General features: G+C 43.5%; 13 protein-coding genes and 2 pseudogenes. 10 read left to right on the forward strand and 5 right to left on the reverse strand.

The features are described from left to right. Positions 1–58: 58 nt before the first annotated feature. The 3 genes and pseudogenes from BCV73_RS36085 to BCV73_RS34520 form a co-directional block, all read right to left on the reverse strand. Positions 59–298: pseudogene (locus BCV73_RS36085) on the reverse strand (AraC family ligand binding domain-containing protein); the annotation flags it as partial. A 281-nt stretch (positions 299–579) separates the two neighbouring features. Next, positions 580–849, reverse strand: a pseudogene (locus BCV73_RS34515) (IS110 family transposase); the annotation flags it as partial. A 965-nt stretch (positions 850–1,814) separates the two neighbouring features. Continuing rightward, a complete protein-coding gene (locus BCV73_RS34520) occupies positions 1,815–2,834 on the reverse strand; it encodes an IS256 family transposase (protein ID WP_415841585.1) in 1,020 nt (339 codons plus the stop codon). 431 nt (positions 2,835–3,265) lie between these two features. Between BCV73_RS34520 and BCV73_RS34525 the strand changes: the two genes are divergently transcribed. From BCV73_RS34525 to BCV73_RS34535, 3 genes are all read left to right on the forward strand, one after another. Next, on the forward strand, positions 3,266–3,553 hold the full coding sequence (locus BCV73_RS34525; RefSeq protein WP_036646214.1) for a hypothetical protein: 288 nt from the start codon (positions 3,266–3,268) through the stop codon (positions 3,551–3,553). Between the two features lies 1 nt (position 3,554). Next, positions 3,555–4,280 carry an IS21-like element helper ATPase IstB gene (gene istB / locus BCV73_RS34530; protein WP_009226406.1) on the forward strand — a complete coding sequence of 242 codons (726 nt, stop codon included), beginning with the start codon at positions 3,555–3,557 and terminating at the stop codon, positions 4,278–4,280. A gap of 316 nt (positions 4,281–4,596) precedes the next feature. Continuing rightward, a complete protein-coding gene (locus BCV73_RS34535; protein ID WP_089550032.1) occupies positions 4,597–6,513 on the forward strand; it encodes an STAND family AAA ATPase in 1,917 nt (638 codons plus the stop codon). A gap of 1,018 nt (positions 6,514–7,531) precedes the next feature. Here the strand turns inward: BCV73_RS34535 and BCV73_RS34545 are convergent. Then, on the reverse strand, positions 7,532–9,112 hold the full coding sequence (locus BCV73_RS34545; RefSeq protein ID WP_481855787.1) for an IS5 family transposase: 1,581 nt from the start codon (positions 9,110–9,112) through the stop codon (positions 7,532–7,534). Between the two features lie 137 nt (positions 9,113–9,249). Between BCV73_RS34545 and BCV73_RS34550 the strand changes: the two genes are divergently transcribed. Together BCV73_RS34550 and BCV73_RS34555 are read left to right on the forward strand one after the other, a co-directional pair. Beyond that, complete coding sequence (locus tag BCV73_RS34550; protein ID WP_009226408.1) at positions 9,250–10,029, forward strand: copper amine oxidase N-terminal domain-containing protein; 780 nt, start codon at positions 9,250–9,252, stop codon at positions 10,027–10,029. 84 nt (positions 10,030–10,113) lie between these two features. After that, positions 10,114–12,513 (forward strand): CARDB domain-containing protein, encoded by a 2,400-nt coding sequence (locus tag BCV73_RS34555; RefSeq protein WP_089550033.1) that lies wholly within the window; start codon positions 10,114–10,116, stop codon positions 12,511–12,513. 158 nt (positions 12,514–12,671) lie between these two features. Here BCV73_RS34555 and BCV73_RS35320 read toward each other — a convergent pair whose 3' ends face one another. Continuing rightward, positions 12,672–12,782 (reverse strand): putative holin-like toxin, encoded by a 111-nt coding sequence (locus BCV73_RS35320; protein ID WP_197070091.1) that lies wholly within the window; start codon positions 12,780–12,782, stop codon positions 12,672–12,674. 152 nt (positions 12,783–12,934) lie between these two features. On the opposite strand from BCV73_RS35320, the gene BCV73_RS34560 reads away from it, so the two are divergent. The 5 genes from BCV73_RS34560 to BCV73_RS34580 all read left to right on the forward strand — a co-directional run. Further along, entirely contained in the window at positions 12,935–13,354 is a 420-nt protein-coding gene (locus tag BCV73_RS34560) for a prepilin peptidase (RefSeq protein WP_089550034.1), read from the forward strand. 155 nt (positions 13,355–13,509) lie between these two features. Next, entirely contained in the window at positions 13,510–13,872 is a 363-nt protein-coding gene (locus BCV73_RS34565; protein WP_089550035.1) for a hypothetical protein, read from the forward strand. Continuing rightward, positions 13,869–15,116, forward strand: a complete 1,248-nt coding sequence (locus BCV73_RS34570; RefSeq protein WP_089550036.1) for an FtsZ/tubulin family protein — start codon at positions 13,869–13,871, stop codon at positions 15,114–15,116. The genes BCV73_RS34565 and BCV73_RS34570 overlap by 4 nt, the downstream gene beginning before the upstream one ends. Positions 15,117–15,213: 97 nt before the next feature. Further along, entirely contained in the window at positions 15,214–15,855 is a 642-nt protein-coding gene (locus BCV73_RS34575) for a hypothetical protein (RefSeq protein ID WP_089550037.1), read from the forward strand. A 241-nt stretch (positions 15,856–16,096) separates the two neighbouring features. After that, positions 16,097–16,954: replication-relaxation family protein (locus BCV73_RS34580; protein WP_218828225.1), on the forward strand; the 858-nt coding region annotated here is incomplete at its 3' end.

Here is a 16,954-nt window from a genome sequence, read left to right on the forward strand (position 1 = left end):
GCGCTAAATGAATAAGCGCCTCCTCCAGCGCGTTAAGCGACAGCAGCTCGGCGTAACGGTCCGTATGGCGTTTCTCGCGAACGAGCCGCTCGAAGGCGAGGACCATCCGCTCGAAGGCGGCCGACTTTCCTAGCTGGAGGGTAATAGGGCCGTTGTTGTCCTGTCCGATGGGGAGCAGATCCAGCCAGCGCACCTCCGGGATGAAATGCGCCCAGACGAACTCCCAAAGGCTGCCCTCCGACGTGTAATAATGATGAGGAATCCCCGGTGGGAACAGGACGATTTCGCCTTCCGTGCAGCTGAACTTCTCTTCCGATCGTTAAGGTTATTGGCCATTCCGAGCATTCCCCCTTATGGTTCCAAATTCTATAATGAAACCAAGAAGAAAGCAATCATAGATGGGTATCATCATAAGTCCAGCGGTATGATGTCAAGTGCTAGATTCGAGTAAATTGGAAATTTTCAAGTGAAAAGTGCTTTGAGTCTGGAAAAATGACAATATCAAACTAAGCCCAGTCAAAATCGAGGAAAACTCCATATTTTTACTGGGAATAGTAAAGGGCTTGGGCAAAGGTGGCGTCAATCCTTCGCAGTCGTTACCTTCTTCCGTGGCGTATAGAGTTGGCCGCCCGGCAGCAGCACATCGACCAGACGCACAAGTTTTCTTGCCGTTAAGACGAGGGCGCGTTTGTGTTGGTACTTAGGAACTTCCTGGTACTTCTTCCGGTAATACTCACCGAATTCCTCATCGCGGTTTTTCACCGAGTTGGCAGCTTCAACCAGGTAATAGCGAAGGAATCGGTTGCCGGATTTAATGCGTGCGGTGTCCTCTGCCTCGAAGACGCCGTTAAGGGATCAAGTTCACGGATTCAGGTAGTATATTAAATTACCATATTTATACATATAAGTGTTTACAATATATAGGATTAATAGTATGATTTAACAGATACTAACTTAGCTAAAAATTTCCTGGCCAGGAAAAAATGAAATCAAGGGATGGTGATGAAAATGAAGATAAACAAAATATTAAAGACCATGTTAGTCTCCGTATTTATGCTTAGTTCTAAATTGATGAAGATAAATATAAGTATACCGAGACGTTTCAATTAATTGATATCGTTTTTAGTGAACATAAGCCGCATATGGGGTCAATAGTTTATACTACAATAAATAATGGGAAACCTGTCCTAAAGATACTTGGAATCATTCAAATTTTGGGGGATTTTGATAAAGTGAGTATTTCGGTAAATGAGAATCTTGGGCCAGATACAAATTATCCAACCGATATAAAGATTATTGCGCCTTCACAAAATTATAACGAAGCAGTGTCTATAAACCAATTGTTCGAAGTTGACAGCAATCATAGCCAGTGAATACTAGTACGAGATTACTTGATAGTATATACGTGAGGATAAAGAGTTGGCAATAAGCATGGTTAGCCCCGAAAAATATTCAATTTTTGATTCAGGATAGGATCATCGTTAATTTAAGAAAGACTTATACAAAAAAGAAGCCGCATAAAATGCGATTTCTTCATGGTTTGTATTGAGCGTAGTTTAATTGATACGAAGAATGATCTTCCTGAATTATGTTTGGTTTATATATAGCTAAAGCTTCATTAACTTTGTTCCAATCCCAAATGGAATCGATGATTGACTTCAAACATTCGTCCATAAATCGAGGCATTGCGAATTCGCTGAATTGCTTGGTTTGCTTGATTATTCTCCTATATGATTGTGATACCATCTGTAATGATCACATGGAGTCTCTTCTTCGGGTCTGTCAAGTATTTTGTGTAAACTCATTTAAAAGATTTAATGCATGTAGGGGGTGACACGCTCCCCGAAGTGAATGGACAACTGTAGGAGGATTTGTCCCCAGCCGAGGATCCGACCAGTCCATTTCTTCATGACATCCATTGTGGATAAATATAGCATTTTCAAAAGAGCATCATCGCTTGGAAATATCGTCTTGCCCTTCGTCACTTTACGAAGTTGGCGATGGTAGCCTTCGATCACGTTAGTCGTGTAGATGATCTTCCGCAGCTCTTGCGGATACTGGAAGAACGCTGTAAGTTCGGTCCAGTTGGAGCGCCAGGAACGTACGATGTGTGGATATTTCTTGCCCCACACAGCTTCGAATTCATCCATAGCAGCCGCAGCGGCCTGCTCATTGACAGCCTTGTATATCGGCTTAAGCGCAGCCGCAACGGCCTTCATATCCTTGTATGGCACGTACTTCATAGAGTTGCGGATTTGATGCACAATGCATTTCTGAACGTCTGTCTGTGGATAGACGGCTGCGATCGCCTCGCTGAAGCCGTTCAGGTTGTCCACACAATTGATCAGGATGTCTTTGACACCGCGGCTCTTTAGGTCATTCAGAACACCAAGCCAGAACTTGGACGATTCATGTTCGCCGATCCATATGCCCAGAACGTCTTTATGTCCTTCCAGATCGATGCCAATGACCATGTAAGCCGCCTTGTTTATAATTGCCTTGTCTTGCCGAACCTTGTAGTGAATGGCATCCATAAATACAACGGCATAAACCTGCTGCAGCGGCCGGTTCTGCCATTGCTCAATTAGCGGCAGGATGCGGTCAGTGATATTGGAGACGAGCGTCGGGGATAAGTCAACGCCATACACCTGGTTGTAGTACGCCTGAATATCCCGTGTGGACATTCCTTTTGCGTACATCGATATAATCTGGTTTGCTATGCCCGATACGTCATTCTGATGCTTCTTGACGATTTGCGGCTCGAACAGATTTTTAACGCATTCTGCACATCTCCGGCAGTCTGGATGTGGTTCTCGCTGATGAACTGTCTCAATTGCTCTTTGGTAAACATGCCCATTGTGTTCTCCGTCTCCCGTCTCGTATTGTCTACTGCTAGAGTAACTTGGTTTAGGAGTTTACACAAATGATTTTACAGTCTCTATGAATTAAACCTTGCGCTCCTCCCTCAGTGCTATATTTCTTCTTTAGTCGAATGATTTGCCGTTCGGTCAGCCCTAGGGCTACTGCTCCTTCTCTGTTCGTCATATGTCCCCCGAGGACTTTCTCCACCACAACTACCTTCTTTAAGTTGTATATAGTAGTCTAAACGTTCTGGGATCGTCTGGTCATTCTGAACGGCCACCACCAGAAGATTCGGGAAGTCCCCAGACCTTACACGGGGCGAACTGCGGACGTTCCGTGGTCGAAAGTGTTTACCGGATGGTTGAGAAAACCGCGCAGTGTTACACACTCACAATTTCTCCGCATGTTGCCGGAAACATTGCAAGCGTATGTGACGGTGAAAGATCTGGCCGAGCGAAAAGAACGTCTTCAGGCGCTGTCGCATTGGAGCGGTGTGTACACCATAGAACAGATCCAAGAAGCGATCGCGTTGCTAGGGCAGGATACGGCGGTCGACCGCATCACGGCGGTCCTTGGCATGAAACATGGAAACCGGGACTTGCCGGTTACGTGGGAAGAGACGCTGTCGCCACCGGGGACCCGTTCAGATGGCTCCCTCGAACACTACGACCAACTTGTGGGGGTGAGCTAACATGGCGACAGAACTGGCGGATATGTGTCGGCAGCTACGATTGGCGCATGTCATGGACTATGTATCGCTTCAGCAGAACGAAGAGATTCAAAGCATGGTGGAACAAATTCTTAATGCGGAACTGGACGGCCGCCGACGTGCCAAGTTAGGAAAACTGGTCCAGCAGGCTGGATTTCCGCATATAAAGACCTTTGAAGGGTATGTGTATGACCATATCACTTTTCCGAACGGCAGCAGTCCAGAGAAAATCCAAGGATTAGAATGGTTAGAACGCAAGGAGAATTTGCTCTTGATGGGTGCCGTAGGCACGGGCAAGACGCATATGGCAACGGCATTGGGTGTGGAGGCTTGTCGCCGAGGCAAAGCGGTGCAGTTTTACCGAGCCTCCGATCTGGTCGCCGTGCTTCAGGAGAAATTTGCGGCGGGTACACTCAGCCGATTTCGAGATAAGTTGAGAAAGGTTGATTTGCTCATCCTCGATGAGGTTGGTTACGTCCCATTCAGCCAAACCGGATCTGAGCTATTATTTAACGTAATTGCGGATTGCTATGAGCAAAAGAGTGTGATCGTTACATCCAATTTGGAGTTTGGTCAATGGACATCGATATTTGGCGATACCAAACTTACATCAGCTCTCGTCGATCGTCTGGTGCACCATGCTCATATCCTCTCCTTCACAGGTGAGAGTTTCCGCTTCAAACAAGCAATGGAACGAATTCCTATTTAACTTCGATGCTGGCAAGTGGGCTTGGCACTTTTGGCTGCAAATCTAAGCATTTTCTACTTGCAAAACACAACAATATGAAGTTACTTTTGGGGACGATTATAAACTTATTCATAAACCATCTAAAGAACGAACACTTGTTATTAGTTCAGAATATCGTTTAAAACTGCTTAATGATCTTAAACAAGAATCGTCTAATGATTTTACAAAATACTTTGTATTTCCACGGATTGAAAGTGCTGAATTATCAACTGGCCAAAGTAATGAATTCTTAACAGATGAAGAATTCGTAAATGAGATATTAACTAAGAAGAAAGTAATGATTTATGGACAGTACAATACTGGGAAAACTACGCTATTAAAATGGTTGTTTCTATCTTTATCCGAAAAAGGATATACACCGGTGTTTTGCGGTACAGAGAATTTGAGGGGAAATCCTAGACGGATTTTGAAAAACTGCTTTGTGGATATTTACGGTGAAAATCCATCTGATTTTCAAAGATTCCAGCAGTCACCTACTGAAAAAAAGGTATTTATAATTGATGATGTTGATCTTCTTGCGCCGGACCATTTTGAAAGACTAATTGAGGCAGTACAAAATGAGTTTACTTATTTCATTTTTTCTTCGAAAAAAAACTACAACTTAGATGTTATTGAGCAAATGAAAGAGTTTTTGAAAACATCTGATTCTATTTTTAAATATGAATTAACAATGTTTTATGCAGATAAGAGAACTGAATTAATAGAAAAATCAGTGGCTTGTCACATTACAGAACCTACATTAAAAAATAAAATAGTCCGTAGCATTTCTGATACAGTAAACTCTCAAAAAAGACTTATCAGACTGGATCCCGATTTTATATTAAAATATGTGTCATATTATTGTAAGAATGTTGGAGACGCTGCTTCTCGAACTACAAATATTTTTAGTAAGGTATTTGAGGCTAATTTGGTAAATGCACTTAGTAGATTTAAGGCAAAAATTTCTGTTGAAAAAGCATTTATGTTGTTATCGGCAATAGCATATAATGTTCATTTTCAAAAACAATATCCAATACCAAGCGAAATGATCTTTAGATGCATTGAAAACTATAATCAAGAATATGGTACTAATGTAAATGTAAATGAAGCACTTGATTTGTTTATCAAATCACAGATATTAACGCCTCTAGTTGATGATGAAAATTCATATGTATTTTCCAATAATAGTTATATAGCTTTTTTTGTAGCACGTCATTTAAATATTCAGTATCACGAAACAGGTGATGATAGAGATTTACAATACATTATTAAGAATGCTTGTTTCGGAATGAACGGTGACATATTATTGTTCTTAACCTTGATCACAGATAATGTTCGTATTCTTAGATTCATATTAGAAATGGCTAATAATTTTACCGAAAGTTGGATCGAATTCAGATTAGATAACATCCCTGACTTTATGAAGTGGAGTAAAGATCATAAAGTAGAGCTTCCTGCCGCTGATGCAACCACACAACACGAAAAGTCTGTAATTAAGGATGAAAAATCAGCGCTGAACGATATTGAAGTATTAAATATATATGATTATTCCGAAGAGGAAGCAGAAGAGTTTGGAAATAAATTGATAAGAGCTATCCAATTGTTGTCTATTGTTGCAAGATGCCTTCCAATTTTTGAACATCTGATGAGAAAAGAGGAAAAGGAAAGTTTTGTTAAGCAGATCTATGAATTACCTAATAAGATATTCCATGTTTGGGTAACTAAAATAGACGAAGAAGCTGAGAATTATGTAAACTATTTCAAATACCATTCTGATAAGCAATATATTAAACAAAAGCCTGCAAAAACTAAGGATCTTATTCAAGGTCTTCAGTGGATAGCTATGTCTTTCTTATTGGAGTTATACAAAGTATCAATGAAACAAGCTGTTAAGGAGCACACATTTAGTTATATTGCTAATTATCCGGAAAGATGTGAGACTAACCAACTGTATGATTTACAAAAACTTTTTGCATTAGAGTTTGAGGGAAGTGCTAACGATTTTGTAAATGCTGCGATAAAAATGAATGATGCTGCTAAGGAGCCCATACTTAAAGTTATGATAAAACGTCTTGTTGCGAATGCAGCCATCTTTAAAGAAATGGATTATAAAGAAACCCAGAGACTTAACGAGGCATTTTTTAAAAACAATCCTGCTTACCGTACAAAATCGATAATAAGCCGTCAAAGATACAGAAAAAGAAGGGGTGAATAACATGTTGGTCCTGCCCCAACTGGTCGTTCCCCGTTGTAAAAACGACCTATTTACAACGGGGGGGAAGGCATGTCATCTAGCCACGCTGATGTTATTCACCAATTTATATTATTCACTTCAGCATGTACCTTATACACAGAAATCAATTTCACATTCATCCTCGGTTCAAATAAGCGAACAAATGATCTTGCATTTTCTCCTCATAAGGTATATAATGGAATCAACTTAATAGCGAAGCTTTAAATTAAAATATGGAATTATTTAACAGTTCTAATATCCTCTTTTAAGAGGGTATTTTCTTTTAGCGACTAAATGGTGATACAATGAGCGAGATGTTAAGTAATGAAAGGAGAGGACTACGGTGGCTCGCAAATTAATTGAACATCTGAATGAGCGAGATTAGAACACTGCATATGATTTCCTTCGATACCTAATTGACCGTTCTGAGAAAAAGATGGGCTGGGATGAAATAAGCAGCCTGGAACCAGATAATGAACCGTTGAGCGACGAAGAACTGAGACAACTAAAAGCTCCGACCGAGTTTGTTTCAGGGGGGAAGCTAAGCGTGAGTTCGGACTACAAGTTGACTTACCATAAAGAAGCAATCAAGTATCTCTGTAAGCAGGAAACGGCGGTACGGTAGCGCATTACTCAAGGCCTAAATGATCAAGAAGAGATTATTTTTATAAGAGCGATAGATCGCGGCGATATATACAAAGATTTGTTTTAGCTCCACTAATTTCGGTTGGTGGGGCTTTTTGCATTTTATAGAAGCAAAGTAAAGGGGGGAGAATCAATTGAGTGAAAAGGATGCTTGGATTATAATGGAACTTATGTTGTGAACCGGATTTCTAGTATATAAAAAGGGCATGCGTGTGCCCCTAGATGTGAAAAGGAGATGATGATTTTGAAAAAGAGATTATCTTTATTATTGATGAGTGTTCTTATGGTATTTAGTTTTGCTGTATCCTATGTATCAGCAGCTAAAGTAGGGCTTGCTGAACAAGATTCGTTCCATTTACACCCAACGTAAGTCTCTAAACCCAAGCAGTCTGAAAAAATGCAAAAAGAGAACCCGCAGTCGCCGCTCCAGATTCATGACCAGAAACTGAAGGGCGATGACGGTCAAACTGGTTTCGGCGCCACGCGCCCGAATGCGACCTAGGCCCAATTTGCGCTTGCCTTCTCCAAATTTTCCTTCGATCGCATTACGCTGTACAGCGTCCTGGCGCTCTTGCCGACGATCGGCGACTTCACTTTGCTCTTTCGAGGGTCTGCCGAGCTTCGGGCCACTAAGGCGAATCCCTAGCGTTTTGCAATAGTTCAGGTTGTCTCGATTGCGGTAGATTTTATCGGCTAGAATGACGGCGGGATAATACCCGAATCGTTGTTTGTACGCTTCCACCGATGCTTGCAGCGTGGTTGCCTCGTTGAAGCTGTCCCATTGTGCCGTTTCGATCCAGGCGTAACCGTCCACCAGACTGGCGGCGATTTTGGCGCCGAACTCCACGTTCGCTCCAGCTTTGCCTCGAACCATCGGACGTACATGCGGCTGTTCGATACTCACGATGCGATCGGCGACGATATGTGTTTTCTTCTCCATCATTTCGCGCTGCTGACGGTAGAGCTCCGAGATGATCAGAAGCTGGCGATAGTGTCTTTTGCTCAGTTCCGTGAGAGGCGTATACTTCACGAGGGCTTCAATAATCCGCAGATTCCGTCCCACGTAGCCAAGTTGATTTTTGATCGCTTTGCGGATCACCTTGCCCGATGCCTTGCGTTGCTTGGAAACACTCAGGTACGATTTTCTGGCTTTCTCGCGGTACGTGCGCGGCTTCTCCATCGCTCCGACATGGGGACGGTGCAGCACGTCGATGATGTCTTCCAGGATTTCACGGGCATGATTCAGCAGCCCCAAGTCAGTCGGATACTTGATGTCCGCAGGCGCGCATGTCGCATCCAGCATGAGGGTGCCCTTGTTCATGACTTCCGCTGTCGGTGCGGCTGTAGATGGCAGGACGTGTAGCTTTTTCGCCATGTTGCGGGGTTTCTTCGCCACAACAGGGGGCTCCTCGGGAATAGAGAAAGCGTCCCCTACCTCCATGGTGAGCTGCGAGCCGCCCGCGTCGTTGTCATCGTCATCGCGATCTCGCTTGGACGATTTCGGTTTCGCCTCGACCTCTCGCTCTGCTTGCAGCGCGGCTTGGGCGATCCAGTCGTTGACTTCAGCTAGGATTTCCAAGCCGAGCCGTTCCCGAAAATGCGTGAGCAGGGAGTGATGAAACGGCACTTCATCGACATACGCGGTGTAGCCCAAGAAGAACTGTAAATATGGATTTTCCTGGATTTGTAAGGTGGTCTCGCGGTCACTTAAACCAAGGCGCTCCTTGATGATGAGCGAGCCGAGGGCGATACGTGCCGAGTACGCCTTTTGGCCGATGGCTGGGGACTTGAACGAGCTCACATATTTCTCTTCTACTTTGTCCCAAGGGATGATCGCCGCAAGCTGCACCCACCGATTGGTTGGATTTAATTTTCCGCCAAAGGGCAAATAGAAGTTTTCCAACAAGTCTGCCATATCTCGATTCAGCACGAACACTTTCGCTCACTCCATCTGCAAGGTTTTTTACCGATTTTCCGTGTTTTCTTTGCAGATGAATTCGACAAAAGTGTCTCTAAACCCTTGTGAGATAAGGATTTTTTGATTATTCAGCAAGCCCTAAAGTAAATGTAACCGTGCAGATTGACGGAAAGACAGTAAAGTTTCCGGACGAAAAGCCTTATTTTGAAAATAATCGAGTGCTGATCCCAATCCGTTTTGTATCTGAGGCATTAGGTGCAAAAGTTGACTACAAAAAGGAGACAACAGGTAGTCGGGTAGAGCGAGTGGTTTACGTTGAACTTAACGGAAAGATGATTCGCATGCCGGTTAATTCCGATACCGTATTGGTTGGAGACACAATCGTTAAATTGGATGTACCAGCCCGGCTTCAAGGTTCTCGGGTATTTGTACCGCTTCGCTTTGTCAGTGAAGCACTTGGTGCCACGGTTAATTGGAATCAAAGTAATAAGTTGGTTAGCATTAGTACAGGAAAAGAAGTGACCGATCCAGATCCGGTTCCGAGTGACGATAACATGTACAGCACGGACTTTAAGTGGAAGGCCGGATATACAGAGCTAGCAAAAGAGTTGTTTATTGATAATATGAAGGTCGAGAATGGAAAGCTGACTTTTACCCTTCCACAAGGAGCGCAAGGATATGCGGGGAAGACTAAATTTCTTCCTGGGAAAACGTATTCCTTTGATATTGGAAAAGGGAAGGGATACATTATGCTTACAAAAATATATCCGGGCAGAGATGAAAAAGAAGGATATATGATAAGTTTAGATAGTAGCGGAAACGAAGATTTGGAGGCATTGTTCAGTAATGTCAACGATGCCATTGTAGTAAATACTGGTGATGGTTCTGCGGCGCCATTGACCGAAGTACAGAAGCTTGCGCAGAAATTAGAATAAGCTAAACGAATCAATTTACATTTTGAGTCTGCGATTAAAAGTCGTAGGCTCTTTTTCTTTCAGTTTTTGGTAGGGGGAATGTGAATGAAGAAAAAAGTAAGCATTGTATTACTACTAATGAGTATGCTGATATCAACAATGGTCTACGCTGCCGGAATCCCAATGTTACAAAAGCATGTAAATGACGCCTTTGGATTATGGGAATACGGTAAAACCGGAGATAGTTTTGTGGGGTTTGTTCCGGCATTGGGTAGAGATGCAAAAGATAACCTTTGGAAACTTTATCAATGGCAAGCTGTTTTTAATTTTGCAAACGGTAAAGTGAAAACTATAGATAATTACGATGTATTCGCGGTAAAAGAAAAGCCAGGAGATCCTGAATTCTCGGATAAAAACGGCTTTGGCTTAACATACAAAAGTAAAGCTGCTGTAGGTGAACTATTCGATGCTGTCTGGTCAGGTCACATGAATGTATCTCAGAAGCAACAACAGTATTTTCGAGAAACTTTTACTGTGCGCGGAACGGATTATGATTCTGATCATGATTACTACTATGTTTTGGAATGGAATTACAGGTTCCTGCGCACCTCCGGTATCGTCAGCCGAATGGGTGTCCAGTTTGACCGCACCCAAAAAGTTGATGGAAAAGGTCATGCCTATTTCAACGTTACTGCTTGGCCGACCTTGAAAGTCACGCAAGGTGAGGAACTTACAGTGAGCTTTACAACTGCTGGGGTTAATAACAGCTTGCGTCAAGTGGATGTCTATGCGTTACCCAAAGGTGCATTCCCTGACATGACTAAGCGTGTTAAGCTTACCTCAATCACTACAACCGATACAGAATACAGCAATACCGTTAAGATCGCTAGTAAAGAGCTGTCACGTGTACTTGGAAAAGAGGTAGACATTATCGTAGACGATGGCTACGGACGTACTCAGATAGAGAGTGTGACATTAGCAGATGATCTGAATATGGATTACGTCCCAACAAAACTGACGCTAACTGAAGGTGGTCAGCTTTGGGTTAAGTTCCGTTATGACGGTGATGAAGACATTATCTCCAGTGACTATGCAAGTGAACGCGGAATGCCGATGATAGCAAAGGTTACAATCGGCGGTGCGGTTTCTACTAGCTTTAACCTCTCATCCATGTACAAGGATCTGCCAAAGCAGTTTACTGTGGGTAAAGAGTACAGTTACATGCTTGGCGAGATTGAAATCAGTGATGATCCAGGCACGTATTACATCAAAGCAGATGTCACGATAAACAATCCTAATCATCCAGATAGGGCGCTGGAATCACCGAATGAAGCATACTATAATAACGAGATCAAAGGTGGCTGGACAATCGAGCGTAAGGGGGCAGAGAACGATCTGATCGCCCAATCCATTACCGCCAGCCCAGCGGCGCTGACTGTAGGTCAATCGTCTACGGTTACAGCAAAAGTGAAGAACGTTGGGGCTACGGATGTTTCCAATGTCCTGATCCGCTTCATGGCTGATGGTAAGAAGACCATCTATGAAACCAGAAAGAACATGCCAGCTAATACGCCTATTACTGTAGGCGGCTTCAAGTGGACAGGGAATGTGGGTATCCACAACTTAAGCGTCCATGTTGATCCAGATAAAGAAAAGCTGGATAAAGATCGTTCAAACAACGTAGCCGTTACGGGTTGCACTGTAACCAAAAATGGCGGCGATGCTTATTGTGATACCACGAAGCCAGAAGCTAAGTGGGATGTGACATATCCATTGATTACAGGCTATCCAACCAAGACAAGAACGGTGTCTTGGACGGACTCAGAAGGTAAACGACATACTTCTACGGAAAGCTACACGGATTACAGCGACCCGATTTGGGAGAATCGAAAAGTAACCTATAATGAAAAGCTTACCGTTTCGGCTGAACTGAATACAAAGCAGGGAATTCCTACAGCCCCGCCTTGGAAGCCGGAAGAAGAGAAGGAATCAGATCGTGAAAGCCGAGGTTCGTGGGAAATCATTCCTTGGGCTGAGGAAAATGGCTTGAATCCAAATGAAGTTACTCGTGCCGGTTATGGTGTAGAGATCAAGGCAACGACAAAATACACCACAGATTGGGAAACCAAAGTCCCTAAAGGCTTGGAAGGAACGGCTAAACCCATTGGGGGTGAGCTGAAAGGACCGACTGAGGTTAGGGTGTATATTTGGGACACCAACGGTGATTATGTGACCAGCATTGGCCTAGTTAAGACAGGTGGAAATGATAAAACAGCAACATGGGAGCTTCCAGAAGAACATTTCAAATCGAAGTTTCTTGACATCTACGAACGAAAATTCTATACGGATGTCGAAGCCCCGGATGGAGAGTACACGTTTAAAATTGTAGCCATGCACGCCGGACAGAATGACTTATCCTCTTGCATCATCAAGAAAATCACCATTTACGGTAGCATGTATGATGATTGGCAAACGAAGCGGGATACATCGGAGTGGTACAAATAAGGGCATTGCATGTATGTAATTTCAGATTTATAATAAAAATAAGAAAGGGGCGGCGGTAACCGTCCCCTGCAACAGCCGCTTTTAAGGGCGGTTCGGCATTAAGAAAAGATAATGCTTATTAAGGAATAAGACCGAAACCTTTTCTCAGGAGGGGCGGTCTATTTCTTTTGGTTAAGGATCGCTAAAACAATTGTAACTACCAGCGTCAGTAGCGCGATAATTAGCGAACTGAAACCGATCATAATTGTTAAAGCGTCTTTAACTTCCATGGCATCACCTCCCTTCCGAGAGGTTAGCCGACCGCCCATATAGCCTTTCTGTTGCAGTTTTAATTATATCATAGACGACCTCAAGCAGTCTCTTCGGAGGCTGCTTTTTCTATTAGTAGAGGGTTAGGTAGTAGAGGGTTAGGAGGAAGAACATGAACAATTTACTGGAGTCGATTCCGCTGATAATTCTGTTAGGGGTAGCCACGTATACAGATTTGCAGTATAGAATCATACCTGATTGGTTGAGTGGTATAGGGATTGGATATTTCCTTATATTTCGGCTATTCCATAATGAACAACCTTTTTATTATTTGCTAGGTGTTTTAATTGCAGCATGCTTGCTTTATGTATTTGCTGTCTTAAAACCTGATTCATTTGGTGGTGGAGATATTAAGCTAATGGCAGTGGTAGGTATGGCTCTTGGCTGGCAGCAAGCAATATTATTTTTGATTATTATGCTCACGTTTGCTTGGCTATTTTCTGTAGCTTTTAAGTGGGCTGGGTATGGATTGGAAATGCTTCCGTTAGCCCCATTCTATTTAATGGCATATTTAGTGTTATTGATGTTTTGAGGGGTATGAAAGTCATACTCAATATGGAGTGTGTATTGAAATGCTTCTTGCTTGTTAATCTTCTGAATTTGTCGCGCTCCTTGTGAGTGCGTGGATCGAAATGGGTAGGGTTTTTTTGGTTTTTGCTAATAGGTGAAGGGAGGTGAACAATCTTGATGAGCAGAGAAGCCATTTTGGATGCGCTGCTATCGGCTACTGCTGAGAATGAAAACATGATGTGGATGTTGGCGGCACTTAGGATGGCAGAACGACCTGTACAGAAGGAGCAGCTAAGGGATGTAACCAACGCCTTGTACAAACAGATACATCCTGATGTGGGGCAAGAGCAGTTGCCGATTAGATCAAGACATTTGCTGGATGAAGCGGCAGCGATGTTAGAAGGAGCATCGCTGGTCAAGGTAGCTGAAGTAGCAAAATCCAAGCGGTACACATTATCCCCATTAGGGGAAGAACTACTCAACTATAGGCAATATAAGCTGATACAAGAACGAATCAAACGAAAGGGAGCGGAGCAATGAATATCAGTTTGAAGTATGGTTTTCTGGGGTTAGGGATGGGAGGAACTTCTATTGCTCATGCATGTGCTGGAATGCGGTTATCTGCCAAAAGTGAGCAGCGTCCTTATACGGCCTTATTGATTAACAGTAATGAGATGGATCTTCTCAAACTGCCAGATTATCCGAATATTAAGAAAATCAAGCTTCCAGGATTTGAACGTGGGGTAGGTCGGGATATTCAGCTTGGGCAGGAAGCATTCAATGTTCACAAGGAAACTATTGCAGAGACTGTGCAGAGCTACTTTAATGACCGGGATTACATTTTCATCTGCTGTGGTTTAGGCGGCGGTACAGGAACAGGTGCGGTTATTGAAGCTATTCGCCTGCTTCACGGAAAGGGCTTTGCAGGGCGGTTTGGTTTGTTGCTTACGTTGCCACGTCGAGACGAAGGCCGGAAGGTTCTAGACAATACCTTGCAACGTCTGCAAGTGATTAAGCGGGCGATGCAAGGCTTGGGAGCGATTGTTGTAGTGGACAATGAAAAGCTGTTCCAAACTGGCTTGAATAAAAATCAGAGCGTGGAGGATTTCATGAATTCATGTAATCGCCATGTGGCACGGCTGCTCCACGATCTGAACACTGTCACAGCCAGCTACAAGCCATATGGTAGCTATCACTTTGATGCTTCGGAATGGTTGAACATGCTTAAGACAGGTGGCTGCTTACACATTGGTAAGTGCATTCTTTCCGCTCAGTCTGTTGACCTGGCTTCTCCAGTAACCTATATGGAAGCCATCAAGCAAAGTGTGCTAAACGGGGAGTTATCAGCCGGTTACGATCTTCAGGACGCAACAAGCAGCGCAGTTAGTATTGTAGCCGATAGTTCTACGGCAAAGCGCTTGTTCACTCATGCTTTTGTGGAGCAGATTCAATCGTTCCTGCACGAGAGTACTCCGATTTTGGATGAGAACCCTGTGGCTACCTATGTTGGAGATCAGACTGGGCAAGTAACAGTGTATAGTGTTTTTGCAGGGTTGAATTTTCCCGACAGCGTGAAAACACTGACGGAAGAGCTGGCCGAACTGGAGCGCAGAGCGGAAGAACGTAGCCAGAAGACGGATACCATTGCAGAGGCGCTAGCACGAGTCAAATCTAGGGAGAAGAAGGCGGCTGTCGATCTGGAGGCGTTGCTTGAAGAAGAACCTGCACCCAAAACAGCCCAAGAGAAATCTGATCCCTTTGATTTTCTAAACAGCCTGAAGTGATACGCTTCAGATAAGCCTTTGTAGAGCGGATAATGCGGCAGATAAAAGTGACAAGTGATGCACATATAACTTAAAACCAAAATGGAGAGTGAATCAGATGTCGTTTTGGGAGCAGCGTACTCGAAAAAGAACTGATGAGTTGGAGGAGATGTACAAACAAGCGGTAGAGCTTTCTTTCAAATTAGGAACGACTTTATCAGAATGGAGGACGATGCTGCCAGAAAGTACCTCTCCTGATCCGAAGGCGTATCCACCCTGTATCTATAGAACGTACATGCTGGGAGATTATCCAGTTTATCAATTCTCGTATCAAGGGATGCTGCCGCTATACCTGAAAGACAAGCATTACGGCAATCAAATTAAGGATTACTACACTCAAGCTACTATTCAGGCCACACTGGAAGCAGTGGCGGCATCCCAACCAGAAACTCCTGTTTTGAGTTCGGCCTTTATTTATATCTGTCATTTTTTTGAGGATTTATTGATTCGTGACCTGGACAATCGTAACCGTAGCGCAATCATAAACGCGATTCGATATGCTGGATTCATCAAAGATGACTCGTGGAAGGAAATAGAAATTATGGAATCAGGGTTCTTGGATGTGAATCGTAAAAACCATGTTCAAGTCTTTGTCACACCTTCCCAAAATGCTTTGAAAATGATTGAAAATATCCGTGAAAAGTATCGGGCCGGCCATGATTTTTCGGGTATGTTTGAACCCGATAAACACCCCCTATGAGTTGAACCCGTTATTTTCGGAAAGAACTTTTTAAAAATACGTGCTGGATATTGGATTGTACCCGAAACGAAATTAAGGCTAGAGCGGAAAGGTGGGAAGAGGCTACCGCGAAACGCAGTTGAGCGTTAGACTCTGAGCACCCCGTCCTACGCCCCCCGTCAATTAACCCATAAACCGTAACTAACAAGACAATGTGCCTTAGAAAGTGGGGACAGTAAATTTCCAGCAGAAAGGAGGATAAATGCCAAGACAACGTGAATGGACAGACCGAGACCTGAGTATATTGCAGGAACTGTATGAACTACGGGAAATGACGAAGAAGCAAATTACGATGAAGCATTTTACAAGTGAGAAGTATGCACATAAGCGGTTGTATGTCATGAAAAAGGAAGGGCTTATAACTACGAACGTGTATGGTAAGAGAACGGCAGGTCGAACAGTCACGGCGGCGTATGTCCGATTAACCGAAGCGGGAATGGATTTGTTAATAGAACGTGGCTTGTTGGATAGCAAGAACTATCGTGCAAGGGATTTGGGGCTGTCAATCCAACAGCGGCAGTATATTACCGACGCGAACGAGCTGTTTGTACAGATACCCGAAGTGCCGTATATGGACTCTCGCCAGATTAAGCGTAAATACAATCTCAACCGTGGTAATCTAACGGTCGGTGGGTTCAGAAGTGACAAAGGGGATTATATGATCTACATCCTAATGCCCGATGCCAGGGAACAAACGCTAATCAAGATCATCAACGAGATCAAGAAGCATATGAAACTAAGAGGATTCCTGGTTTATTACAAGAGCGAGTCCGTTAAACATGCTTTTGAAACCATGAGTGAGAAGCTAAATTTAGTTACAGGTGGTATCCCGGTTCACTTGCTGCCGTTCAATGAATGGGGGATTCAAATCACGAGGGAATACATCCTGACAAACACGTTTTTAAAGCTACAGAAATTGCTTGAACCATATGGAGAACTGAAAGAAGTGGGAAATTCCAGCAAATACGGATTTGAATACGGTCTGGTGCAAAAAGAACGGATGGGACCGTGGAAAGACCCCTATGTCATCGAACTCCTAACGATGAACATGATGACTTTG

The sequence above is a fragment of the Paenibacillus sp. SSG-1 genome (assembly GCF_002224835.1).
Classification (GTDB): domain Bacteria; phylum Bacillota; class Bacilli; order Paenibacillales; family Paenibacillaceae; genus Paenibacillus_AQ; species Paenibacillus_AQ favisporus.

Bases quoted from the DNA above. Each gene is read 5' to 3' on its own strand.
- BCV73_RS34525 (WP_036646214.1), top strand. From the start codon at position 3,266: ATGTTGCCGGAAACATTGCAAGCGTATGTGACGGTGAAAGATCTGGCC.
- istB (WP_009226406.1), top strand. From the start codon at position 3,555: ATGGCGACAGAACTGGCGGATATGTGTCGGCAGCTACGATTGGCGCAT.
- BCV73_RS34535 (WP_089550032.1), top strand. From the start codon at position 4,597: ATGATTTATGGACAGTACAATACTGGGAAAACTACGCTATTAAAATGG.
- BCV73_RS34555 (WP_089550033.1), top strand. From the start codon at position 10,114: ATGAAGAAAAAAGTAAGCATTGTATTACTACTAATGAGTATGCTGATA.
- BCV73_RS35320 (WP_197070091.1), bottom strand. From the start codon at position 12,782: ATGGAAGTTAAAGACGCTTTAACAATTATGATCGGTTTCAGTTCGCTA.
- BCV73_RS34560 (WP_089550034.1), top strand. From the start codon at position 12,935: ATGAACAATTTACTGGAGTCGATTCCGCTGATAATTCTGTTAGGGGTA.
- BCV73_RS34565 (WP_089550035.1), top strand. From the start codon at position 13,510: ATGAGCAGAGAAGCCATTTTGGATGCGCTGCTATCGGCTACTGCTGAG.
- BCV73_RS34570 (WP_089550036.1), top strand. From the start codon at position 13,869: ATGAATATCAGTTTGAAGTATGGTTTTCTGGGGTTAGGGATGGGAGGA.
- BCV73_RS34575 (WP_089550037.1), top strand. From the start codon at position 15,214: ATGTCGTTTTGGGAGCAGCGTACTCGAAAAAGAACTGATGAGTTGGAG.